The 24,357-nt window shown below is 54.1% G+C and carries 22 protein-coding genes and 1 pseudogene; 14 read left to right on the top strand and 9 right to left on the bottom strand.

Features of this window, described 5'->3' with window-relative positions; all coding sequences use genetic code 11:
* Positions 1–3: 3 nt before the first annotated feature.
* The gene (locus tag K7H21_RS24295; protein ID WP_004128633.1) at positions 4–1,365 is read right to left on the bottom strand and encodes an MFS transporter; all 1,362 of its coding nucleotides are present in this window, start codon (positions 1,363–1,365) and stop codon (positions 4–6) included.
* 179 nt (positions 1,366–1,544) lie between these two features.
* A complete protein-coding gene (locus K7H21_RS24290; RefSeq protein ID WP_004128634.1) occupies positions 1,545–2,459 on the bottom strand; it encodes a GntR family transcriptional regulator in 915 nt (304 codons plus the stop codon).
* Between the two features lie 139 nt (positions 2,460–2,598).
* Between K7H21_RS24290 and K7H21_RS24285 the strand changes: the two genes are divergently transcribed.
* The 10 genes and pseudogenes from K7H21_RS24285 to K7H21_RS24240 all read left to right on the top strand — a co-directional run bounded on the left by K7H21_RS24285 (position 2,599) and on the right by K7H21_RS24240 (position 13,815).
* The gene (locus tag K7H21_RS24285; protein ID WP_004128635.1) at positions 2,599–3,621 is read left to right on the top strand and encodes a zinc-binding alcohol dehydrogenase family protein; all 1,023 of its coding nucleotides are present in this window, start codon (positions 2,599–2,601) and stop codon (positions 3,619–3,621) included.
* An 11-nt stretch (positions 3,622–3,632) separates the two neighbouring features.
* Complete coding sequence (locus K7H21_RS24280; RefSeq protein WP_223035417.1) at positions 3,633–5,078, top strand: tagaturonate reductase; 1,446 nt, start codon at positions 3,633–3,635, stop codon at positions 5,076–5,078.
* Positions 5,079–5,212: 134 nt separating this feature from the next.
* Entirely contained in the window at positions 5,213–7,978 is a 2,766-nt protein-coding gene (locus K7H21_RS24275; protein ID WP_223035416.1) for a sigma 54-interacting transcriptional regulator, read from the top strand.
* A gap of 99 nt (positions 7,979–8,077) precedes the next feature.
* The gene (locus K7H21_RS24270) at positions 8,078–8,500 is read left to right on the top strand and encodes a PTS sugar transporter subunit IIA (RefSeq protein WP_223035415.1); all 423 of its coding nucleotides are present in this window, start codon (positions 8,078–8,080) and stop codon (positions 8,498–8,500) included.
* Between the two features lie 14 nt (positions 8,501–8,514).
* On the top strand, positions 8,515–8,985 hold the full coding sequence (locus K7H21_RS24265) for a PTS sugar transporter subunit IIB (protein ID WP_223035414.1): 471 nt from the start codon (positions 8,515–8,517) through the stop codon (positions 8,983–8,985).
* A gap of 16 nt (positions 8,986–9,001) precedes the next feature.
* Entirely contained in the window at positions 9,002–9,781 is a 780-nt protein-coding gene (locus K7H21_RS24260) for a PTS mannose/fructose/sorbose/N-acetylgalactosamine transporter subunit IIC (protein ID WP_004108505.1), read from the top strand.
* A complete protein-coding gene (locus K7H21_RS24255; RefSeq protein WP_004128642.1) occupies positions 9,759–10,610 on the top strand; it encodes a PTS system mannose/fructose/sorbose family transporter subunit IID in 852 nt (283 codons plus the stop codon). The genes K7H21_RS24260 and K7H21_RS24255 overlap by 23 nt, the downstream gene beginning before the upstream one ends.
* 12 nt (positions 10,611–10,622) lie before the next feature.
* Positions 10,623–11,684, top strand: a complete 1,062-nt coding sequence (locus K7H21_RS24250; RefSeq protein ID WP_004128644.1) for an SIS domain-containing protein — start codon at positions 10,623–10,625, stop codon at positions 11,682–11,684.
* An 18-nt stretch (positions 11,685–11,702) separates the two neighbouring features.
* Entirely contained in the window at positions 11,703–12,713 is a 1,011-nt protein-coding gene (locus tag K7H21_RS24245; protein ID WP_004128647.1) for an SIS domain-containing protein, read from the top strand.
* Positions 12,714–12,852: 139 nt separating this feature from the next.
* Positions 12,853–13,815, top strand: a pseudogene (locus K7H21_RS24240) (Rpn family recombination-promoting nuclease/putative transposase).
* Between the two features lie 53 nt (positions 13,816–13,868).
* Here K7H21_RS24240 and opgB read toward each other — a convergent pair.
* The 6 genes from opgB to K7H21_RS24210 all read right to left on the bottom strand — a co-directional run bounded on the left by opgB (position 13,869) and on the right by K7H21_RS24210 (position 19,606).
* Entirely contained in the window at positions 13,869–16,160 is a 2,292-nt protein-coding gene (gene opgB / locus K7H21_RS24235) for a phosphatidylglycerol--membrane-oligosaccharide glycerophosphotransferase (RefSeq protein ID WP_223035413.1), read from the bottom strand.
* Between the two features lie 257 nt (positions 16,161–16,417).
* Positions 16,418–16,912, bottom strand: a complete 495-nt coding sequence (locus tag K7H21_RS24230; protein WP_004128652.1) for a YjjA family protein — start codon at positions 16,910–16,912, stop codon at positions 16,418–16,420.
* Positions 16,913–16,977: 65 nt separating this feature from the next.
* Positions 16,978–17,715 carry a DNA replication protein DnaC gene (gene dnaC, locus K7H21_RS24225; RefSeq protein WP_014227813.1) on the bottom strand — a complete coding sequence of 246 codons (738 nt, stop codon included), beginning with the start codon at positions 17,713–17,715 and terminating at the stop codon, positions 16,978–16,980.
* A 2-nt stretch (positions 17,716–17,717) separates the two neighbouring features.
* A complete protein-coding gene (gene dnaT / locus K7H21_RS24220) occupies positions 17,718–18,257 on the bottom strand; it encodes a primosomal protein DnaT (RefSeq protein ID WP_142445036.1) in 540 nt (179 codons plus the stop codon).
* A 108-nt stretch (positions 18,258–18,365) separates the two neighbouring features.
* Positions 18,366–18,839: a threonine/serine exporter gene (locus K7H21_RS24215; protein ID WP_004134228.1), complete on the bottom strand. Its 474-nt coding sequence runs from the start codon at positions 18,837–18,839 to the stop codon at positions 18,366–18,368.
* Positions 18,830–19,606: a threonine/serine exporter family protein gene (locus K7H21_RS24210; protein WP_004128660.1), complete on the bottom strand. Its 777-nt coding sequence runs from the start codon at positions 19,604–19,606 to the stop codon at positions 18,830–18,832. The genes K7H21_RS24215 and K7H21_RS24210 overlap by 10 nt, the downstream gene beginning before the upstream one ends.
* Positions 19,607–19,890: 284 nt before the next feature.
* On the opposite strand from K7H21_RS24210, the gene pobA reads away from it, so the two are divergent.
* The 4 genes from pobA to bglJ all read left to right on the top strand — a co-directional run bounded on the left by pobA (position 19,891) and on the right by bglJ (position 23,611).
* The gene (gene pobA / locus K7H21_RS24205) at positions 19,891–21,075 is read left to right on the top strand and encodes a 4-hydroxybenzoate 3-monooxygenase (protein ID WP_004128662.1); all 1,185 of its coding nucleotides are present in this window, start codon (positions 19,891–19,893) and stop codon (positions 21,073–21,075) included.
* A 23-nt stretch (positions 21,076–21,098) separates the two neighbouring features.
* Positions 21,099–21,968: a helix-turn-helix domain-containing protein gene (locus K7H21_RS24200; protein ID WP_004128665.1), complete on the top strand. Its 870-nt coding sequence runs from the start codon at positions 21,099–21,101 to the stop codon at positions 21,966–21,968.
* 279 nt (positions 21,969–22,247) lie between these two features.
* Positions 22,248–22,970, top strand: a complete 723-nt coding sequence (locus K7H21_RS24195; RefSeq protein ID WP_087828597.1) for a helix-turn-helix transcriptional regulator — start codon at positions 22,248–22,250, stop codon at positions 22,968–22,970.
* Positions 22,931–23,611 carry a DNA-binding transcriptional activator BglJ gene (bglJ, locus tag K7H21_RS24190; protein WP_004128669.1) on the top strand — a complete coding sequence of 227 codons (681 nt, stop codon included), beginning with the start codon at positions 22,931–22,933 and terminating at the stop codon, positions 23,609–23,611. Before K7H21_RS24195 ends, bglJ begins: the two co-directional genes overlap by 40 nt.
* Positions 23,612–23,624: 13 nt before the next feature.
* Here bglJ and K7H21_RS24185 read toward each other — a convergent pair whose 3' ends face one another.
* Positions 23,625–24,083 carry a YbaK/EbsC family protein gene (locus K7H21_RS24185; protein WP_223035412.1) on the bottom strand — a complete coding sequence of 153 codons (459 nt, stop codon included), beginning with the start codon at positions 24,081–24,083 and terminating at the stop codon, positions 23,625–23,627.
* Between the last annotated feature and the right edge of the window lie 274 nt (positions 24,084–24,357).

Here is a 24,357-nt window from a genome sequence, read left to right as displayed (position 1 = left end):
GATTCAGCCGTTACGCGGGTCGCTAATCGGCTGTCGGACCAGGAAAATATAGGCCAGCGCGCCGAGGGCGGTCACGCAGCCGCAGATAATCAGCGCCAGCTGGAATGAATGGGTGGTATCGACGATAAACCCGGTCACCAGCGGCGCGAAGGAGGCGCAGATAAAGCTGGCGAAGTTCTGGATGCTGCCGACGGACGCAGTCATCCTTGAGGCCACCGCGACGTGAATCAATCCCCAGCAGGAGGTGCCGGCAAAGTGGATGCAGAACAGCGCCATACCGATTAACAGCACCGCGGCGATTGAGGTAGTGGCCTGCGGCACGATAAGCGTAAATGCGGCGGAGCAGAACATCCCGGCAATAATGCAAATTTTACGGCTTTTGATCGGCGCCATGCCGCCTTTAACCAGCCAGTCCGTGACGTAGCCGTTGATGAGCATACCGGCGGCGCCGAACAGGAAAGGAATGGCGGCCATAAAACCGGTACTTTTCAGATCAAGGCTATATGCCGTTTGCAGGTAGCCCGGCAGCCAGGCCAGATACAGCCATGCGGTATAGTTGATGCCGCTGAAGCCCAGCATCATTCCCCACATGGTTTTGTTTTTAAACAGGCTGCGCCATTCGGCAAAGCTTAGCGGGTCGCGGCGAACGTTGACGCTCCCGGCGTTAAGGTAGGCCTGCTCGTCGGCGGTGAGAGCGATATCCTCCCGGTTGCGATAGAGCATATACCAGCCGATAGCGACGAAGATCCCCAGCAAGCCGATGGTGATAAACATCCCGCGCCAGCCCATCATCAGCATCATGGCGGCCAGGATCGGCGGGCTGATGGCGACGCCAATAGTCGACGCGGCGTTGAAGAAACCCATCGGGCGGCCGCGCTCTTTAATATTAAACCAGTCGTTGATCACCTTGACGCCGCAGGGGTTCATCGGCGCTTCGCCGATCCCCATGCCGATACGCACCAGAACGAACTGGGTAAAGCTGTGCACCATTCCGGAGACCGCCTGAAACAGCGACCAGAAAAACATGCCCAGCCCCAGCATGATGCGCGGACCTTTACGGTCCAGCAGCGGCCCGCAGGGGAGCTGGGCGATGCCGTAGGCCAGCGAGAAAACGGACAGCAGCGCCCCGATTTCGGTGGCGCTCAGCCCCAACTCTTCGCGAATCGTTAAGTTCGCGACGGACAATGAACTTCTGTCGAGGTAGTTAATCACCGCCGCCAGAAATAACAGGATCATTGCCGTTGTCTGAATTTTTTTAATGCGAGTACTACGCGTTAACGTATTATCTAACGGAACTGAAATCGTCTCCGCTTTCCCTTTTTTAAAGGTTGTCTGCGGGTCGATAGTGATATTTCGTTGTTCCACGCCTGACTCCTGGTTATTCTATTTGAACGACAAGTGACACCGAATGGTTTAAACACCACCCACCTATTTCACAGTAAAGTAAGTCGACTTGTTTTCAGCATAAATAACCTTTTTTACGGCATTAGTTTATGTTTTGAGATTTGTGCTGCTGATAATCATTTTCTGTTTTTAATCGGTACTTAATGAGCCAGGGATTCGCTCTGTTTGAGCGAGTTAATCATCGACTGCTTCGCCGAGTTCAGGTGGTTACGCAGCGCCAGGTTGGCATCCAGATCGCTGCGGCAGATGAGCGCGCTGAGGATGGTCATATGTTCATCAATGGCGATGATATTGCGCTGTTTAAGGTCGCTTTCATCCCACTGATAGTGAAAGTGGAAGATCACGGAAATAATTTCAAGTGATTGATTAAAAAATATATTTTCCGCAGCGGACAGCAGCAGCGTATGAAAGTCGCGATCGAGCTGCGAAAACATACGAAAGCTGTCGCCGATGCTGTCCCGCAGGGCGCGATGGCGCTCAAGCAGGGTTCTGGCCTGCAGCCAGCGGGCGTCGTTATCCGGCAGGTTGAGGAAGTGCTGGAGCGCGTGGGTTTCCAGCATTTCCCGCAGTTCGAACAGCTGCTCCGCCCAGGATTGCTCAAACTTCTTCATGTTCCACTGGCCGCGCTTTTCGCTTTCAATCAGGTTGTAGCGGCTGAATTTCAACAAAAATTCTCTGACCACCACCGGACTGACGCCGGCAGCACGCGCCAGCTGTAGCTCGGAGAACATCTCCCCGGCGCGCAGCTGGCGCTGGTTGATCATGGTGAAAAACGCCTGTTCGAAGAGACGATTCTGTTCGGCCAGCGAGGCGCTGGAACCATCGAAGCCGTCCTGCACCTCCGGCTGGCGGAGGATCTGGTAATCCTGCTTGACCTGATGCAGCACGCCGCGCTCGCATAAGTGGCTGAGGATGTGGCGCACGGTGGTGCGGCTGATGTTGTACATCTCCGCCAGCGCGCTTTGAGAGGGCAGCGGCGAGGGAAGAAAGCCGCGCGCCATATCGTTAATGACCTGGTTAATGACGTTGTGACGAAGGTTTTGTGAACGGCTCATCATGGTTCTCCTGTTATTTCGTTATTAAAACCAGATTTAAAACATTTTTGTGCGCGAGCTTTCACAGTTTTCGCAATGACTTTAACCTCAATTCTGTTTTTCATCGATATCTAAGCCAACAAATACGGAGGCAATTATTATGACGTCGATGAATACACTAGTGTGCCAGGAACCCAAAAGATTTCACTGGGAAAAACGCCAGATTCCTATTCCCGGGGACGATGAGGTTCTCATTAAAATAAAAACGGTGGGGATTTGTGGCACCGATATTCACGCATGGGGCGGCAATCAACCTTTTTTTAGCTATCCGCGCGTTCTTGGTCATGAAATATGCGGCGAGATAATCGGTCTTGGTAAAAATATTCTTAATCTGAAAAGCGGCCAGCAGGTTGCCGTCATTCCTTACGTCGCCTGCCGCCAGTGTCCGGCCTGCCTGAGCGGCCGGACAAACTGCTGCGAGAAGATTTCGGTTATCGGCGTGCATCGGGACGGCGGGTTTAGCGAGTACCTCAGCGTTCCGGTTAAAAATCTGCTGGTGGTGGATGACGTCGATCCTGAAGCCGCAGCGCTAATTGAGCCTTTTGCCATCAGCGCCCACGCGGTGCGTCGCGCCGCTATCCGGGCGGGAGAGCAGGTGTTGGTAGTTGGCGCGGGCCCCATCGGCCTTGGGGCGGCGGCTATCGCCAAAGCCGACGGGGCGCAGGTGGTGGTGGCGGACACCAGTCCGGCACGGCGCGAACATGTGGCGCAGCATCTCGGTCTGAGCACCCTCGATCCTTCCGACCCGCAGTTTATCGAACAGCTGTGCGCCGCCTTCGGCGGTTCTCTGGCGCAAAAAGTGATCGACGCCACCGGGAATCAGCATGCGATGAACAACACGGTGAATTTAATTCGCCACGGCGGCAGCATCATATTCGTTGGCCTGTTTAAAGGTGAACTGCAGTTCTCAGATCCAGAATTTCATAAGAAAGAGACCACCATGATGGGCAGCCGCAATGCGACGGAAGAGGATTTTGCCAAAGTCGGGCGGCTGATGGCCGAGGGGGAAATCACCGCCAGGATGATGCTGACCCACCGTTACGATTTCAGGTCGCTGGCGGACATTTACGAAAGCGAAGTGATTAATAATCGCCAGCTGATCAAAGGCGTCATTCATTTTTAGCAGGTAAGCTCATGAAATCGTTAAACAGACAAGATTTTCCCGGGCCGCAGTACCCGACGCGCGCGATTCAGTTCGGCGAGGGCAACTTTCTGCGGGCGTTTATCGACTGGCAGCTGGATCTGTTGAATGAGAAAACCGATCTGGCGGCGGGAGTCACCATCGTTCGTCCGATCAACACCGAGTTTCCACCGTCGCTCAATACCCAGGACGGACTCTACACCACGGTGAGCCGCGGACTGGACGAACACGGGGAGGCGGTGAGCGAGGCGCGAATTATTCGCTCCGTAAACAATGAAATTAACCCCTGGCAGGATTTTGCCGGCTATCTGGCGCTGGCCCGTAACCCGGATATTGCATTCGTATTTTCAAATACCACCGAAGCGGGCATCAGCTATCACGCCGGAGACCGGCCTGACGATAAGCCGCCGGTTAGCTTCCCGGCGAAGCTGGCCCAACTGCTGCTCGAACGGTTCCGCCATTTCAACGGCGCAGCGGATAAGGGCTGGACGATTATCCCGTGTGAGCTAATTGATTATAACGGCGAGGCGCTGAAGGCGCTGGTGCTGCGCTACGCCGAAGAGTGGCGATTGCCCGCGGCTTTTCACAACTGGGTTGAAACGGCCAATACGTTTTGTTCAACGCTGGTTGACCGCATCGTTACCGGCTACCCGCATGATGAAGCAGAAAAGCTGGAGGCGGAGCTGGGCTACCATGATGCTTTCCTCGATACCGCCGAATATTTCTGGCTGTTTGTTATCCAGGGACCGCGGGCGCTGGCGGAAAAGCTACGGCTTGACCGCTGCCCGCTTAATATTCATATCGTAGAGGATATCCGGCCCTACAAAGAGCGCAAAGTCGCCATTCTTAACGGCGCGCACACCGCGTTGGTCCCGGTGGCGTGGCTGTGCGGCGTGGATACCGTCGGCGAAGCGATGCGCGACGAAGCCATTCGCCATTATGTGCAGCAGACCATCGGCGAGGAGATTATCCCGGCGCTGGATTTGCCCGCCGATGAGCTACGCCAGTTTGCTGATGCCGTTACCGGACGCTTTCTCAACCCGTTTATCCGCCATCAGCTGCTCTCCATCGCCCTGAACGGGATGACCAAGTTTCGCACCCGGATCCTGCCGCAGCTGCTGACGAATATCCGCCAGCATGGCGTCATTCCGCCGCGCTTAACCTTTGCCCTGGCGGCGCTTATCGCCTTCTACCGCGGCCAGCGTGACGGGCAAGCGTATCCGTTACAGGATGATGACGTCTGGTTAACTCGTTTTGCCGAAGGGTGGGCGCAGGTGGCCCAGGGCCGCCCGCTGGGTGAGCTGGTGACGGAGATTTTGCAGGATAAAGCGCATTGGGGCGAGGATCTGACGGGGATTCCCGGACTTGCCGAACAGGTCACGCGGTATCTGGAAGTGATTTTGAGCGAGGGGATGCGGGAGGCCCTGATACGGTTATAGCCGGTTTGTTGTGCGGCGCCCGCGGATTTGGGCGTCGTTTTTTTTGTGCTCTGAACCGCAAAAAATGAATTAAGCGCCAACGCCTGGCGGATTTCCCGCATCATAAGCCCCTGACAGGCGAAGAGGGGGATGCGATGCGTAAAACGGAACTGTTGGCTTTTCTGCAAAATCAGACCGATTTTTTTGATCCGGATAACCTGAGCGAGGTCTTCACCGCCGGCTACCTTGCCCGGCGTTTTGCCATGCAAAGAAACACCGCCAGCCACTATCTGAATCAGCTGGTGGCCCAGGATGTGCTGGTGAAGATCAATACCCGTCCGGTCTATTTCCTGCATAAGGCCGCCTTTTGCCAGCAGTTTTTTCCCCTTTCCCGCAGCGAGTACGCCAGCATGGCGGAGCTGCTGGCGGAGAGCGACCGACAGCCGGAGCAGGCGGATCATTTCTCATTGCTGACCGGCCATGACGGCAGCCTGCGCAAGCCTATCGAACAGATGAAAACCGCGCTGTTTTATCCTAACGGCGGGCTACCGCTGCTGATCACCGGCGACAGCGGTACCGGCAAGAGCTATATGGCGGAGTTGATGCACGAGTTTGCTATCGCCCAGGGACTGCTGGCGCCCGATGCGCCCTTTGTCAGCTTCAACTGCGCCCAGTACGCCAGTAACCCGGAGCTGTTGGCCGCCAACCTGTTTGGCTACGTTAAAGGCGCGTTTACCGGCGCGCAGGGGGATAAAGCCGGGGCGTTTGAGGCGGCAAACGGCGGCGTGCTGTTTCTCGATGAAGTCCATCGTCTGGATGCGCAGGGCCAGGAGAAGCTCTTCACCTGGCTGGATCGCAAGGAGATCTATCGGGTGGGGGAAACGGCGCAGGGGATGCCGATTTCTCTGCGGCTGGTGTTTGCCACCACCGAAGATATTCACAGCACTTTTCTGACCACCTTTATTCGCCGTATTCCGATCCTCGTTAGCCTGCCTGATTTACAAAACCGCAGCCGCCACGAAAAAGAAGCGTTAACGCTGCAGTTTTTCTGGCAGGAGGCGCGCACGTTGGCCGCCCGGCTGCAGCTGACGCCCCGGCTGCTACAGGTGCTGACGCACTATGTTTATCGGGGTAACGTCGGTGAGCTGAAGAATGTGGTGAAGTACGCCGTTGCGTCGGCCTGGGCGAGGTGCCCGGGCAGAGAGAGGCTTAACGTCACGCTGCACGATCTGCCGGAAAATATCATAGCCGCGACGCCAGCGCTCAGCGAACCGATGGGCCAGCAGGAGCCGCTGCTTATCGAACCGCAGACCAGTCTGGTTTGGCTGCTGCGCGCGCGCGATCCGCTTCAGGGGCTGATCTACGATATTCAGTGCCGCGTTCTGGCGCTATATGAAGCGGTATTGAGTAAAAAAACGGTTTGGGAAGAGGCGCAAAAAAAAATGGGCGAAGAGATTGAAACTCTCTTCGATCGGCTTATTTTCGATAATCACGATGCCAGCAGTTCGCATCTGCTACTGCTGCTGACCCATCAGGCGCGGGAAGAGTTTTATCGCCTTGAAAAGCGCTTCAATATCCAGTTTAACGGCAACTGTATTTACGCCCTCAGCCACTACCTGATACATCGTTCTCGCCAGGCGCACTCCACCATGAGCAACGAGAAAAGCCGCCAACTGGAGGATTTCCTGGCGCAAAAGTTTCCGCTGCTGTATCGCTTTTGTGAAGAGATCCTCGCCGCGCTGGCGCTGAAGCTGGATATTGAACCCCGACGCATTGACCTGCTGTTGCTGGTGCTGTGGTTACAGAAAAACGGCGCCATCAGCCAGCAGAAGGTCACCCGGGCGATCGTTCTCGCCCACGGTTACGCCACCGCCAGCAGCATCGCCAACGTGGCGAACCGGTTGCTGAAAAGCCAGCTGTTTGAGTCATTCGATATGCCGCTCGACGTGACGCCGGAGGCTATCGCCGACCAGGTGATGGCCTATATCGAGAGCCACTCGCTGGCTTCCGGGCTGATCATCCTGGTCGATATGGGATCGCTGAACGCTATTCACAGCCACTTTAACCGCCGTCTGACCACGCCGGTGGCGATTATTAATAACGTCTCGACCGGGATGGCGATGTACGTCGGAGAGCGGATTTTGCAGGGCGATATGCTGGAGGATATTGTCCGTGAGATTGGCGATGATCTCGCGGTTGAGCATCAGCTCTATTATCCGCAGGCGGACAAACCGCGGGCGATTCTCACGACCTGCGCCACCGGCCTGGGGGCGGCGGCGAATCTGTCGGCGCTGTTAAAAGCCAGTATTCCCGAAGCGCTCGGCATCGATATTGTGGCCTGCGATGTGGAAACGCTCGCCGATCCCGCGCGGCGGGAGCCGATGCTCAGCCGCTACGAGGTGTTAGCGATCGTCGGTACACTCGACCCGCACCTTGCCGATCTGCCGTGGATCTCGCTGGATTCGCTGATTTCCGGCCAGGGCAGCCGCCCGCTGATGCGTATTTTCGGCGAGCTGGCCACCTCTGAACAGGTCAGCGAAATCAATAACCTGCTCCTGAAAAATTTCTCGCTGCGCCGGGTGATCGAGTCGGTGACAATCCTCGATACCGCAAAGGTCATCAATCAGGTCGAGCAGTTTTTACTGCGCTATGAGCATCTGGCCGGCTGCGACGTGCCCAACGATCGCAAGGTGGCGCTGTACGTGCATATCAGCTGTCTGATTGAGCGACTGATCCGCAACGCGTCGCCATCCCATTATTCCGGAAGGCAGTGTCCGGAGAGCGAGCTGGTTATTCTCCGCGAGGCCTTTAGTGTCATTGAGAGCGGATATAGTGTCAAAATCCCCGCCGTAGAGCTGTATTACATTCACGATATCCTGACTCGGGAAACGGAATTTATTCAGGAAGATCAAGAGTTTTAATTCCCTTCATCCGTTGGTCCTTGCGCTAACCGGCGCGCCACTGTTTCTGGCACGCCGGTTGCAATTAAGAAAGCAGTGGAATGCGCTTTCGAGGTAAGGATGAAACGACACTATATTTTTGCCAGCCATGGCACCTTTGCTAACGGTCTGCTGAACTCCGTGGAGCTGATCCTCGGCAAGCAACCGGATATTCATACCCTCTGCGCCTATATCGAAGAGGAGGCCGATCTAACGCAGCAGGTGGAGACGCTGCTGGCGCGTTTTCCCGCTGAGGATGAGCTGATAGTCATTACGGATATTTTCGCCGGTAGCGTCAATAATGAATTTGTGCGTTTTTTATCGCGTCCTAATTTTCATTTATTGTCCGGTTTAAACTTGCCGCTGATTATTGATTTGCTTATTTCCGCAGGGGAAGAAAATACCGAGAAATTAATTTCTGAAGCATTAATAAGCGCCAAAGAGAGCATCCAGTACTGCAATCAGACGATTGCCAGTGCGATGACCGTTGATAAAGACTTCTGAAATGAGGGAACACCATGATTACGCTATTAAGGGTAGACCATCGATTACTCCACGGCCAGGTCGCTTTTTCCTGGACCCAGTATGTCGGGGCCGATTGCATTTTAATTGCCAACGATAATGTCCCCACTGATGAGCTGCGGAAAACCACGATTAAGCTCGCCAAGCCGCCTTCGGTAAAACTGGTGATTAAAAATATTGACGACGCTATAGAAGCGATAAAAAGCGGCGTTACGAATAAATATAATCTCTTTATCGTTGTGGAGTCGGTGAATGACGCCTGGCGTATTGCCAGCGCCGTCGCGGAAATAAAAAGTATTAATCTCGGTGGGATTAAGGCTAAAGAGGGCAGCAAAAATATCTCTAAGGCGATTAATTTACTCCCGGAAGAAATAGAGCAACTGCAGCAACTGGTCGGGAAAGGCGTCGAGGTTGAGATCCGCCAGGTCCCTAACGATCGCAAACAGCTTTTTGCGGAATGCGTTTAATTCCGGAGGACAGATTATGGTAGAGGCTCTCTTACTGGGTCTGGTGGCGTTTATCGCGCAATCGGAATATGCATTAGGGACGTCGCTGATTTCGCGGCCTATCGTCACCGGGCTGCTGACCGGACTGGTGCTGGGGGATGTGCAGACCGGCGTCATCATGGGGGCAACGCTCGAGCTGGCGTTTATTGGATCTTTCTCCGTCGGCGCGTCGATACCGCCTGACGTGGTAACCGGCGGCATTCTCGGGGTGGCGTTCGCCATTACCTCCGGCGCGGGAACGGAAACGGCGCTGCTGCTTGGCCTGCCTATCGCCACCCTGACGCTAATCCTGAAAAACGTTTATCTGGGGATGTTTATCCCGATGCTCAGCCAGAAGGCTGACGGCTACGCGGAACGGGCGGATACGCGGGGCATTGAGCGGATGCATCTGATTGCCGGCTTCGGGCTGTCGCTGATGCTGGCCACGGTGGTGACCGTTTCATTCCTGGTCGGCAGCAACGCGGTGAAATCCCTGCTCGATACCATCCCGGAATTTATCAAACACGGGCTCAGCGTCGCTACCGGCATCATTCCGGCTCTCGGCTTCGCGATGCTCGCCAGGCTGCTGATTAACAAGAAAGTCGCGCCGTACTTTTTCCTCGGCTTCGTGCTGATGGCCTACCTGAAAATCCCGGTGACCGGCATCGCCATTCTTGGCGCAATCGTGGCGGTGGTCATGGTTAACGTCACCGCGTTGAGCTCACCTCGTACGACGACAGAACAAGGAGTCAGCGATGACGACGAAGATGATTTCTGAAGAGACCCTGCGCCCGCAGGAGCAAGAAGAGACCCGTATTACGCCGCGCGATTTACGCCGAGTGTTCTGGCGCTCCTTCCAGATGGAGTTCTCGTGGAACTATGAGCGGCAGATGAATCTCGCCTTTGTTTACGCGCTGATTCCGGTGCTGAAAAAGCTCTATCCGCGCAAAGAGGAGCTGGCCGGAGCGTTGAAACGACATCTGGTGTTCTTCAATACCACGCCGCATATCGTCACATTGCTGCTGGGGATCACCACGGCGATGGAGGAGAAAAATAGCCAGCAGAAAAACATGGACGCCAACGCGATTGATAACGTTAAAGCGTCGCTGATGGGGCCGCTGGCCGGGTTGGGGGACTCCTTTTTCTGGGGGACGCTGCGGCTGATCGCCACCGGCATCGGCACCAGCCTTGCGCTAAAGGGCAACATTCTCGGACCCATTCTGTTTCTGCTGGTGTTTAACGTACCGCATATTCTGGTGCGCTGGTTCTTTACCCGCTGGGGCTACGTGCTGGGCACCGGGGTGCTGCAGCGGATCCAGAAGAGCGGAATGATGGAGAGCCTGACCTACGGGGCGTCGATTATCGGCCTGATGGTGGTGGGCGCGATGACCGCCTCAATGATTGATATCACTATCCCTGTCTCTTTCGGTGCCGGGGAGGCGAAAACCCAGGTACAGGACATTATCAACGACATTCTGCCCTGCATGCTGCCGTTGCTGAGCTTTGGCATCGTTTACTGGCTGCTGGGGCGTAAGGTCAAACCGCTTTCTATTATTGGCGGGATGGCGCTGGTGGGCATTCTGGGTTCGTGGATTGGCTTGTTTTAACGGGAGTCGAAAATGGTACCAACAATGATGACGTATATCAGCGAAGAGCCGGCCTGTCTGGCGCAGATCCTGCGCGACTATCGGCAAAAGCTGGCGGCGATTGAGGATTTCGCCCGCCAGCATCCGGTACGCCGTATTTTGCTGCTGGCGACCGGATCGTCGCTAAACGCCGCACTGTGCGCGCGCTATTTCTTTGAACAGCGCTTCGGCGTGTTGGTTGAAATTAAAGAGCCGTATAACTTTACGCATTACGAGGCTGTCGATCCGCATACCGATCTGGTGGTGGCGATTTCGCAGAGCGGAAAAAGCGCCTCGACGCTGGAGGCGATGCGCAAGGTCCAGGCGGCGAATCTGCCGGTTTTTGCCTTGACCTCCGACCCGCAAAGCCCGATAGCCCGCGATTGCGACGGGGTACTGGATATCAATACCGGTATTGAGAGCGTAGGGTTTGTCACCCGCGGATTTAGCGCGACGGTACTGAATTTGCTGCTGATGGCGCTGATGATTGCCCGTGTCCAGGGAAGAGTCAGCGAGGCCGAGGAGCAGCGCTATCTTGACGAGCTGCAGCGGCTGGCGGCGGCTATCCCGGATGTTATCGCCCGCACCTCGCGCTTTATCGACAGGCACGGCGAAGCGCTGCGGGGCGGCGAACGATTTATCGCCATCGGCTATGGCGCGCTGGTTGGCGTGGCGAAGGAGTTCGAAACCAAATTTACCGAGACGGTGCGGGTCCCTTCTAGTGGATTTGAACTTGAGGCCTATATGCACGGCCCCTATCTGGAGGCGAACGCCCGTCACGTGATGCTGTTTATTGAAGATGCGCCGGATGCGCGTACCCGGGCGCTGCGGGACTATATGGCGCCGTCCATTGCCCGGGCCTTTACGCTGACGCTCAGCGATAAAGAGGATGAGCAGGCGCTGGCGCTGAACTGTCCGTGTGACCATCACCTGGCGCCGCTGCTGCTAATCGTTCCGGTCCAGATGCTGGCATGGCATACCGCCCGACTAAAAGGGATCGATCTGGCAAAACGTATTTTTGACGATTTTGACCGCGTATTAAAAAGTAAAATCTGATTATTCAGGAGAATAACTATGTTGGGTTTTAATCAGGACGAGTACCTGACCAGTGCTCGCGAGATCATCGCTGCGCGTCAGCAGGCAGAAGCCGTCGCCGACGATATTTATCACAGCGGCTGTAGCGCGTTATTTTTCGCCTCGGTAGGCGGTTCTTTGGCGCCGATGATGGCAATAAATGAGTTTGCAAAAGAATTAACCAGCGTACCTGTTTACCTTGAGCAGGCGGCGGAATTAATTCATCGTGGGCACAAAAAATTAAATAAAGATGCGGTGGTGGTGACGTTATCCAAGTCCGGCGATACCAAAGAGTCGGTCGCCATTGCCGAATGGTGCAAAGCGCAGGGGATTCGCGTGGTGGCCATTACCCGTAACGCTGATTCGCCATTAGCTGAGGCGGCGAGCTGGCATATTCCGATGTGCCACAAAAACGGCGTGGAATATGAATATATGCTGCTGTACTGGTTATTCTTCCGTGTTATTTATCGTCACGGCGACTTTGCCGATTACGATCGTTTTGCCAGCCAGCTGGAACTGCTGCCGGAAAATCTCCTGCAGGCCAAACGCCGGTTCGATCCGCAGGCGGATAAAATCGCCGCTCAATATCATGGCTGCGACTATATGATGTGGATTGGCGGCGCGGAAATGTGGGGCGAGGTCTATCTGTTCTCGATGTGTATTCTTGAAGAGATGCAGTGGAAGCGGACCAAGTCGGTGAGTTCCGCCGAGTTTTTCCACGGCACGCTGGAGTTGCTGGAGAAAGAGGTTCCGCTGTTTCTGGTCAAAGGCGAGGGTAAATGCCGGGGGCTGGATGAGCGCGTTGAACGCTTCGCTGAGAAGATCACCGACCATCTGGTGGTGATTGACCCGCGCGACTACCCGCTGAACGGCATCGATGATGCTTTCCGCTGGATTATGGCGCCGTGCGTGGTTTCCACCCTGCTGGTGGACAGGCTGGCGGCCCATTTTGAACATCACACCGGGCACGATCTCAATATTCGCCGTTATTACCGTCAGTTTGATTACTAAGCCTTGCTTGCGGCGGCCAGCCTGGCTGGCCGCCGCGCTATTCTCCGAGGCGCTTCCCAGAAAATCATCGCCAAAACCAACCGGGTAAAAAGCGGTGGTAGAGTCCGGCTTTCCTTCACTTTCAGGCAAGCGGACGGCCATGAAAAAACGGATGACGTCGACGCCGCACGATGCGGTATTCAAACGATTTCTTCGCCACCCGGAGACGGCGCATGATTTCCTCACGCTCTACCTTCCCCAGGCGATCCGCCAGCGGTGTGATTTTGCGACGCTGCGGCTGGAGCCAGCGAGCTTTATTGATGAGGATTTGCGCGCCTGATATTCGGACGTGCTGTGGTCAGTACAAACCCGCTCCGGCCCGGGGTATGTTTATGTGGTCATAGAACACCAGAGCTCGCCGGATAACCATATGGCTTTTCGCCTGATGCGCTATGCGATTGCCGCGATGCAGCGGCATCTCGACGCTGGGCATAAAGCGCTGCCGCTGGTCGTGCCGATGCTTTTTTATCATGGTGCGGCCAGTCCCTATCCCTTTTCCCTGAACTGGCTGGATGAATTTGCCGACCCGCAGATGGCGAAGAAGCTGTATGCCTGCCCGTTTCCGCTGGTTGACGTAACGGTGATGCCGGATGATGAAATCGTTCAGCATCGGCGGGTCGCTTTGCTGGAGCTGATGCAAAAGCATATTCGTCAGCGCGATCTCAGCGGGATTACGGAGTCGTTGGCGACCCTCGTGATGCTGGGATACACTAACCGCAGGCAGTTGAGAGTGCTGTTTCATTATATGCTGCAGTACGGCAATTCCGCCGATCCAGGCGTGTTTCTCCGCCGGTTGGCCCGCCGTCTGCCACAATATGAGGAGAGATTAATGTCCATCGCTCAAAAGCTCAAGCAGGAAGGGCGGCAAGAGGGAAGACAGGAAGGGCGGTTAGAGGGCCGGCAAGAAGGGCTCCAGGAAGGGCTGCAGGAAGGGCTGCAGGAAGGGAGCCGACGGGAAGCGCTGCGCATTGCCGGCAGTATGCTGCAGAACGGTTTGGATAAGGAAACGGTCCAGCGAATTACCGGACTTTCGGCGGATGAACTCAAGCCGCTGCATTGTTAATACCCGGCCTCCACAACCATGGCCCGGCGCAAAAAGTCGCCGGGCGCGATGACTTAACCTTCGCTTTTCACCACTTTGATTTCAACCATGCCGATGCCCAGTTGGCGCGGGGAATGGCCGAGAATATTACCCTCGTTCGTGGACTGCGGGTCCGGCGGCGCAATCGTCAACGTGTTGCTGCGCGACGGATTATCGAAATGCAGGGTCGTGGTGGTGACATCATTGGCCAGCGTTAGCGTTTGTTCGCTGTTGCCCACGCGTACCGGAATCGGTTTATTGGCGTTTGGCCCGTAGGCTTTGGCGGTAATCACCAGGTCGAATTTCTCCGGCAGCGGCTCTTTATATTCAATTTTCACTTCACTGCCGAGCTGCGCGTTCGACCAGCGCCCCCATGATTCCGGGCGAGATATGCCGCTGAATTGCTTCACCTCTTCCGGCGCGCCGGCCACGTTGAACAGGAAGCTGTCGGCTTTATAGCGAATATCGTTATCGACAATCTTCAGAGTATCGACGTTGCCCTTATAACGTTCCATATCAATAAGGGTATCTTTAAAGGCGGTTTTACCCTGCCACTGGGCTTTGTCAACGCGCTGGACCTGCTGTTCGCCGCCCAGTTGACCCTGGGATACGCACCAGTCGGTGGAGAGCGCCAGCTCCGGCGACCATAGCTGACCCATTTTGTAGCAGCGGTCGACCCAGACGAAGTTATCGCGTGGCGCGAAGTCGGCTAGCTGGAAGCGCAGCGGCGCGGAGTATTCGCTCTCCGGCAGCGGCTCAACGCGCTTATCGGAGATGCGCAGCAGCAGCGGCAGGCGGAAATGGCTGCCGGAGAAGGAGATCATATTCTTCTGCGAATCAACGGTGAAATTCTTCATCTCTTTGGGGAAATTCCACAGGCGGATGATATCCGGCTTCCACGCCAGCACCTTCTCTTTCATATTGAGGAAAACGCTTGAAAGCGACTCCCCGGATAGACTGCTGCGGCCAAGACCAATAAAGTTATCGCCGCCGAGAATATCCAGCACCGTCGCGCCGTTGTCCATAGTATTACGTTTAACGGCCAGCGTATCCTGCTGGGGCTTATCGCCGCGCAGAATGAAAAACAGGTTGCTGCGATCCTGTTTATTCAGATACTCCCAGGCGGTGTTTTTCATCGCCAGGTGATCGGATGAGACCACAATGACCGTATTTTTGAACCACGGCGACGCTTTAATCTTCTCAATTAACGCCGCGATATGCTCCTGACTACAGGAAACGGCGCTGAAAGAGAGGTTCTTTTTACCGTCCATATCGTAGCTTTTGCGCTGGCAGGTACGGGAAATAAAACCATCCGGATGATGGGTGTCGACCGTCAGCGCAAACAGCGAGAAGCGTTTTCCCGATTGTGAAAGCGCTTCGAATTTTTTCCAGGTTTCATCAAGCACCGTATCATCGTAGAAGCCCCAATCGTTTCGGTAGGTTGGGTTGGCGACCGTGGTTTTTAGCTCTTCCGCGCCGTACAGATGATCGAAGCCGTGCGATTTCAGGAAAACGTCTTTTCCGGCAAAGCGCAGGTTAGCGCCCTGTACGAAGTAGTTCTCATAACCCGAGTTTTTCAGGATATCGCCGAGGCAGATATTCTGCGGGAAAAAACTGGAAACCGAAGCCGATGCGTTGCCTTCAAACGGCGCAAACAGCGGTATCCCGCACTGGGAAGCGACCATTCCGGCAATCGTGTAGTCAGTACCGGGGAGCTGGGCGGTGTTGCTGAAATCCAGGCCCTCGCTTTTTAGCTTGCCGAGCTCCGGGGTCAGGTTCGGGAAGGCGTCGTTATCAAAATAAGTGCGCTCAAGGCTTTCGCCGTAGATGTACACCAGGTTCAGTTTCGGGTCCGCGATGCTTTTTGACGGTTCTTTGTAGTAAGCCACAAAGTCAGGATCGCCATCGCGGGACTGGGATTTGACCAACTCGCTAATCTGGCGGAAGGCCGGACTGGCGTCCACGGACGCCAGCGCCAGGACCAGCGCCACCAGGCTGTAACCAAAGTGATGAGGATGATGCCGGCGGCGGCGCAGTATCCAGCCGAGTGCGCCAAATACCGCGACCAGCGCCACGACCAGCCCAACGCCCGGCAGAATATATTTGCCCACGCCAGCGCCCGTCAGGCTGTTGGTCAACGTATAAAGTACCGCGTCATTGATACCGTCGCCGGTGAAGTAATTGCTGGCGTAGAGGGTAATATTCAGAATAACGAACAGGCCCAGCACCGTGAGCGTGGCGGCGAACCACCAGGTATTACGACCGGCTTTTAACGCATAAATCATCACCGAAGCAACAAACAGGGCGATGGATAACAACTCTGACACAGCTCATCCTCATTCACGCCAGCTGTCGGCTGGCCAGATAGATCTTTTTCCACGCTACACTGTAATTGCAGCGCAATATTGCCGCAATTGTATCGTCATGAATTTGTGCTGTGGTTCAGAATTGGTTTAGAAATCGCCATTTTTGACCCGCTTCACATCTTGTCTGCCAGGGGTTCAGAAGGAGAGATGTTAAAAAACAGAGGTTGCGGCCGCGCTGGCCAGGGTAAAGCGCCAAACGCGGCATTATGCGGCCAGGATCAGGAGAGGAAGCTAACGCCCTGTTTTAATACCAGGTCGCAGGCTTTGGTTTTCACTTTTTCTGCCAGCGGGCTACTGCCGAGGCTATTCAGATTCAGCTGCTGACCGTCTTTGCTACTCAGCAAGCCCTGAAGGCCATCAAGATAATTGGTATCTTCTTTTTGTTTTTCCGGCGCGCTGAGACCCAGCTTATCCAGAACCTGGTTTTTAATGTTTTCGGTATTGGTTACCGACGTCAGTTTCTGTTTCGCGCAATAAGACATAATCCCGGCGGCATTATTCATGCTGCTGGAAGTCAACGACTGACTGCCGCCGTTGAGCAAACCGGTCAGCGAAGAGAGGGACATGCCGCCGCTTTGCTGGCTACCGCTCTGGCTGCTGAGCTGGTTCGCAGCGCTGGAGAGAGAGTCCTGCCAGGAGGTGGCGTGAGCGCCGAAGGTCAATAAAGCGCTGGCCACCATCGCCGTGCGGAATAACGTTTTTACAGATTTCATAGACATACTCTTCGCCGTGACTGAACAATGTCCTGATTATAACGCCGGCAGTGTTCAGAAATATCTTAATACTCTTTGCCGGTCACGCGATCGCGGTAGCTGTCCCAGTTGAAGTTGACCCACAGGCTATTGCCCAGCCGCATGCGGTCCATGACGCGCTCGCCAAGAAGCTTGTTCATCTCGTCCATGGTGCTGTTAGTCAGCATACCGGTGGGACGTTTTGACGAAGAGCGACGATCGACGATCTGGTTAATGATAACCTTTTCGTAGCGTGATTCCGTTTGCATCCCGATTTCGTCAATCACCAGCAGGTCGACTTTGCTCAGGTCGGTGAGAAGCTGCTCTTCGCTGGTTTCCCGGTTGCCGAAGGTATCTTTCATCGCTGACATGATATCGGCGACGGTAATAATCAACACCGACTTGCCCCGCAGCAGCAGTTCGTTGCAGATAGCGGCGGCGAGGTGGTTTTTTCCGGTGCCCGGTTTGCCGGAAAAGATAAAGCTGGCGATATTGCCGTCGAACTCCTCGACGTACTGGCGCGCTCGGGAAAGCGCAATCATCTGGCCTTCACACTCAACCCGGTAGTTATCCAGCGAGCAGTTCTGGTGCAGCGGTCGGATACCGGAACGGTTAAAGGTACGCTGCATTTTCATGGCGCGGTTTTCGCGTTCCAGCGCTTCAGACCGCAGCTTGCCCTGTTCTTTTTGCCATGCCAGCAGCTCCTCACCTGTCTTAAACGCGGGTTCGACATGGGCTGGCATCATCTTTTGCAGGCGCTTCATTAAATCGCCGACATTTTTCATGCTCATCCGCGGAATCCTCGTGGAATATGATTTTCGGGTTCGCTAATCGCGTTGACGTCACGCCGCGGCTGGCCGCCGTTGCTGGCCCGGCCAATCTGTACGCTGCGTGCTAGCTTCTGCTGCCACTGGACATGATGAAAGACTTTACCTTCCGCCTGCCAGTAGGCGACAAATGCGGCCAGCTCTTCCGGCGTAACGGGCTGGCTTAGGGCGATGCCCCACAGCGCAGCCAGACGCTGAAAATCGGCATCCGGCTGCCAGTCAGCGTACATCGGGAATTTGCCCATCGGTACTGCAACGGGAACCGCCGTCGGCTCGTCAAAAAACTGCGCGTCGAGGGCGATATCGCTATTGGGGCGCGCCAGTTTGGCTTCCAGCTCCAGCAGCTGCGCCAGACGCTCCGGCGTCAGCGCATAGAAGGCGGGGGCATTGTTGGTAAATACGGCGACGGCGCCGCTGGCCGATTTTGCCAGTACCGCTGCGTGATCCTGCATGAAGTCATCCAGACCGCTAAAATCGGTAGTTAATATTCGTGAAGACATAAATCAATCTCAACTCTGAACAACTAAAAGGAGAGGGGTAGCTGCACACATAGTAGCATAGAGGTCGCTCAGGAAGGAGCGCCGCAGGTAACCCGGCGGCGCGGTGAATTAAACGCGCGGACGCTTGCGATACAGCCAAAGCCCCGGGATAGAAAGACCGATCGATAATGCGCCAACGATGGATGAAGCCTTGAGAAAGTTACTCAGCAGCATAATCATCATCTCTTCCGAGTAGCCGAAATGGCTGATTTTGACCGCTGAAATCATCGCGGTATAGGCAGAGATACCGGGGAACATCGGGATCACCGCCGCTACGGTGAAAATCTTCGGGTGCGCCAGATACCAACGGGACCACTGGATCCCAATGCTGCCAACCAGCAGGGCGGCCATGAACGTTGCCCACTCGATATTAAAACCTGCCGTCATCATGACCATGCGCGAGCCGTGGCCGATAGCCCCCAGCAGCGCGCACCAGCGCAGCGCTCGCTGTGGGACGTTGAATACCATGGCGAACCCAACGGCGGGGATGGCTGCCAGAGCCATATCCTGCGCCAGCGCGTAGAGATACATAATTATGCCCATCCGCGTAGCCCCCACATCGTCATCGCCATCACCACGCCAATACAGGTGGCGAGCGTGAGCAGACTGGCAATGGCCCAGCGCGCCAGGCCGGTATTGATATGCCCTTTAAACATGTCGGCAACGGCGTTGATCAGCGGAAAGCCGGGTACCAGCAGCAGTACGCTGGCGGCCATCGCTATCGTCGGCGTGCTGGCGAAAGCGGGCAGGCGCAGCATCAGTCCGGAGATGGTCGTTGCGACGAAGGCGGTGAGGCAGAAATTGATTTGCGGATGCATAGAGCGATGGGTGAGTACCTGACGAATATACATGGCTATCGTACTGGCGCAGAAGGTGACCAGCGCGCCATCCCAGCCGCCGTTGTTAAGTTTGCAAAAGCAGGCGCAGGAGAGGCCGACCATTAACACCAGTAGCCAGCGTGGGTAGCGCAGCGGTTTAATTTGCGCGAATCGTTTTTCGACATCCTTATAATCCAGCAGTTTATGCTCTGCCATAATCACAATATGCTGAACTTCCGTGACGACGTGCATGTTGATGCCGCGATCGGTGTTTTTTCGCGTTGAAGTCAGGCATTCGCCATCTTTGATGGTTGTGAGCACAATCGCATTGGAAGAGATGGCGCTTTCAACGCTATCCATCCCCAACGCCAGGCCCAGACGAGTTGAAAGCTCCTCAACCAGCGCGCTTTCCGCGCCATGCTGTAATAAGAAAAGACCACATTGAATGCACAAGCGCGTGATTGCGCGCTGGGTTGCCCGATCTGCTTGCATAAATACCTGCTGTCCGTGATGCCCGATGCCGTAGTGTCTGGCGATACTTTTACCTGAAGTCGTGCTTTCTCTGAGCGGTCAGGATCAAACAATGTGTAAAAAAACACCCGCTCTGCGGGCTCTGTGAAAATTTGAACTCAGCCACACTTCCGCAAGATTGGTGAAAAGTACAATTTTTGCGCCATTTTCTCCCTTCTTTTTCCCGGCAGACTTATCAAAAATGCAAATTCAAACTTTTAATAAACAAAAAACAAACAAATAATTAACCTTGCTGAGGCGATCCTATGAAAACACAAGTGGCGATTATCGGCGCGGGTCCGTCCGGACTCCTGTTGGGGCAGCTCTTACATAACGCCGGGATTCAGACGGTGATACTTGAGCGACAGACGCCCGAGTATGTGCTGGGGAGGATCCGTGCGGGCATTCTGGAAAGCGGAACGGTAGAGCTGCTGCGCGAAGCCGGGGCGGCCCGGCGAATGGATGCTGAAGGCCTGATCCATCATGGGGTCGAGTTTCTGTTTGAAGGCAAGCGCGTACCGGTTGCGCTGACGGAGTTGACGGAAGGCAAAAGCGTGATGGTATACGGCCAGACTGAGGTGACGCGGGATTTAATGGCGGCGCGGGCGGAATGTGGCGCCCCGACGATTTATGGGGTTAGCGACGTCACAATTAATGATGCCAAAAGCGATAGACCATCGGTCTCTTTTACCTGTAACGGAGAAAACCTCCTCCTGGAGTGCGACTTTATCGCCGGTTGCGACGGCTTTCACGGCGTGTCCCGGCAGAGTATTCCGGCAGGGGTTCTGAAAGAGTACGAGAGCGTCTGGCCGTTTGGCTGGCTGGGACTGCTGGCCGACACGCCGCCGGTAAATCCGGAGCTTATTTACGCTCACCACGAACGCGGGTTTGTGCTGTGTAGTCAGCGCTCACTAACCAGAAGTCGCTATTATCTGCAGGTACCGCTTAGCGAAAAGGTGGAGGCCTGGTCTGATGAGCGCTTTTGGAATGAACTTAAACGGCGTCTCCCTGATGAGTTATCCGGCAAGTTAGTGACGGGTCACTCACTGGAGAAGAGCATCGCGCCGCTGCGCAGCTATGTGGTGGAGCCGATGCAGTACGGGAAGCTATTTCTGGTGGGAGATGCGGCGCATATCGTACCGCCAACCGGGGCAAAAGGGTTGAATCTCGCAGCGTCCGACGTGAACTATTTATGGCGGATCCTGCGCGAGTATTATCACCATGGCCGCGTTGACCTCTTAGCCAGCTACTCGCGTTTGGCGTTGGATCGGGTGTGGAAGGGGGAGCGTTTCAGCTGGTTTATGACGCGTCTGCTGCATGATTTTCCGCAGCAAAGCGAGTTCGATAGAAAAATGCAGGCGGCGGATCGTCGTTATTATCTGCAATCACGCGCCGGCTTAACCACTATCGCTGAAAACTATGTTGGTCTGCCGATGGAGCGCGTGGCGTAACACCAAAAATATCCGGAGGCGTGATGCAGGCAGTGAGCACCATTCCCGTTTTCAAACTGTATGGCGAAGAGCAGGGCTGGCCAACGCCCGAACTTCTGCACTGTGAGTCGATACTCCAGCGCAGCCATCTTTATGAATGGCATATCCGCGTGCATCAGCATGCTGAGCTGGTGCAGCTGTTGTACCTGCATAAAGGGCGGGCGGAAATTGAAATCGAAGGAACAACGACCGTGATGGTGGAATCCTGTATTCAGGTTGTTCCGGCGCTTTGTATTCATGGATTTCGATTTTCGCCGGGCACGGAAGGATACGTTTTATCCCTGGCATTACCCCTGCTCAGGAGGGTTGAGAATCAGTTTGGCCGCCAGTTGGATCTCCTCGGCCAGCCACAGTGTGTGCCGGTAAAAGCCTCTCGGGGCCATATTCGGGCGCTGTTTACCGCTTTGCGAGAAGAGTACCGTGAGGAGTATGATGCGCGTGAAATGATGCTGCATTCGCTGCTGGGAGCGCTGCTGGTCTGGCTGAATCGGCAATATCGCCCACAGCCGATAGCGGAGGACAAAGCGGAACGCAAGCGTAGCGTGATGCGCCATTTCTCTCGTCTCATTGAAAGCCATTATCGCGAACATCTGCCCTTAGCCGAATATGCCAGGCGGGTGGGTGTGTCCGCGACCCATTTAAATTATTTGTGTCATGAATTTTATGGCTGCAGCGCGCTGGGAGTTTTACATCAAAGGGTGATGCTTGAGGCGCGTCGCAACCTGTTGTATACCAGCATGACTATTGCGCAACTTTCTGATTACTTGGGGTTTAATGATGCTGCCTATTTTTCTCGTTTCTTTCGTCGCTATAGCGGCGAATCCCCAAAAGCATTTAGGAAAAAAATTAAATAAAGAAATCTTTATTTAATTTATCTTAAGTTAGCGTATCTAACGACGATGTTAACCATTTCTAATTTATTGATGACAACCACCTGTGTTAATGTTAATCATTGGCATGGATAACAGCAATATGTTACTCCTCACAATATAAGTTGGTTTTAGGGTACGATATAGCGTACCCGCCAGGGACGATAAAGATTCATTTTGGCAAAATAATTATGATGGTTATTAAATTATTCATCCGATTGTTTTTGCGCCGGCGGTGAGTCTTCGACAGGAAGCGGAGGGTTTATGTTACCAGGACAGGGTAAGTTCGGCATTATTATCAGCAGAATACCGGTGATGCAGTCCGGTTTGAAGGCCATCGTGGGGGAGCATCTCCCTGATTATGAATTGAATTTTTGTCGTTCTCAGGATGAGCTAACCCTGCTGCAATTGCGTCGCGCAGTGCTGGTTATCGCTGACTTGTCCGGTGAAATAGAGCATCCTAGAAACATTTGTGAACACTACTACTCTTTAATGACCCAATACAGGGATATACACTGGGTCTTTATGGTAGGAAACACCTGTTTTCCGTTAGCCGTTCAATTATTAATGCGTCCTGAAAGTACGTTAATTTCAGACAGCGAACCGGTAAAACGCCTTATCGAAGTAGTTCGCGCTGGTGGTCTTGCCGCCGAACGTATTAGCCAGACGTTGTTCTCCCCTGAAGTCGAACGCATCGGTGAAGAACAGCAAAAAATGGTCATTTTGACTCTTTCCGAGCGTAAAGTATTGAGGCTTCTTGCAAAAGGATGGGGAATTAATCAAATTGCTGCTTTATTGAAGAAGAGCAATAAAACCATAAGTGCGCAGAAAAATAGTGCTATGCGCCGCTTATCTCTACGTAGTAATGCAGAGATGTATGCCTGGATTAATAGTGCACAGGGAATGAAGGAGCTGAATATTTATTCAGCCTATGGAGATCAAACGGAATGGAAAAAGACTTCACAACACGATATATCGCTATCGTAGAGAAATGTGCGATGACGGAAGTAGCTCTTCGCCACATCTTAATTAATGAAAGTGGTAAGAATTATCGTATTCAATTCTTTCAAGATACTAAAGCATTAAAACGAGAGTTTCAGTCTAAAGATTTTTCTGCGATTATTTTTTCACTTTCAGGTAATCGCAGGTCCCGTCTTGAAAGCTTGCTCTTTCTCCATGAGATCGCGCGTTATTGCCCAGAAATGCAAAGAATTGTCTTAGCGAATGATGAAGCGGAAATGCGTTTGGTTAGCCATCTGACGCCCTCCCGCTTACACGGCATTCTGAATAAATCTGCCTGTCGGATCCAGCTGCAGGAATATTTGCTTCAGCTTCTCGATCATAGCTATCAGACCAATGAGGGCTCGGTATGTCAAAAGCAGAGCATTTCTGGCCAAATTTTGAGCCCAACGGAGCATACCATCCTACGATATATGTCTTATGGCTACTCTTTACCTGAAATAGCGACACAGCTGGAAAGAAATATTAAAACGATTCGGGCCCATAAGTTCAATGCCATGACCAAGCTTGGCGTCAGTTCTGATATGGGACTACTGAGCGCGGCAGACATTTTAATGCGCCTGTCGGCGAATAATGACGATGCCAGAGTTATGCGCCTTGCTCAGTAGTGCCAACGATCTATTAAAGACAAACGTCAATCCACTTAGCATCAGTCAACTGCGCCATCCGCTCGGGTGAAATGCGAATGGCGCTATGAATTGATCCTGCTGCTGGCAGCACTTCCGGGTACTGCCTCAGTGAAATATCGCAGTACACCGCCAGCGGAACTTCCAGGCCAAAGGGGCAGACGCCGCCAATAGGGTGTCCCGTTAGCGTAATGACCTCATCGCTGCTGAGCATGCGCGCTTTGGCGCCGAAGGCTTCCTTTAGTTTTTTATTATCCAGGCGCGCATCGCCTTTTGCGACAACGAGCACAACCCTGTCTTTTATTTTTAAAGACAGGGTCTTGGCTATTTGCCCGGGTTCAACGTTATGCGCCGCTGCGGCTAATGCTACCGTGGCCGTGCTCTGAGTAAGTTCGATGATTTCGATATCGGGGGCGTGGTCAGCAAAAAACTGCCGCACGGACTGCAGACTCATTGGAATCTCCTGATTAAGGCTTGTTAAAAATCTGTCACAAGCTTCGCAAAGTGTAAATATCTCTCGTTGATAATCAAGATTCTTTCTAATTTCTGGATCTCCTTCACATTCGCCGCAACCGGTTACTGTAACCGGTTGCGGTTATTCATAGAGACATGAATACTGACAAGGTAACTTCCCTGCGTCACCTATAACAAAAGAGCCGAAGATGAATCGAACGTACCTGAGCACTAAAGCCTGCGGGCTATCAAATCTGGTCGCTCACTCGCAGAAG

The sequence above is a fragment of the Klebsiella sp. CTHL.F3a genome, from assembly GCF_019890895.1.
GTDB lineage: Bacteria > Pseudomonadota > Gammaproteobacteria > Enterobacterales > Enterobacteriaceae > Klebsiella > Klebsiella grimontii.
Note: the sequence above shows the minus strand (reverse complement) of the source record. Positions and strands in the feature narration are given on the sequence as shown.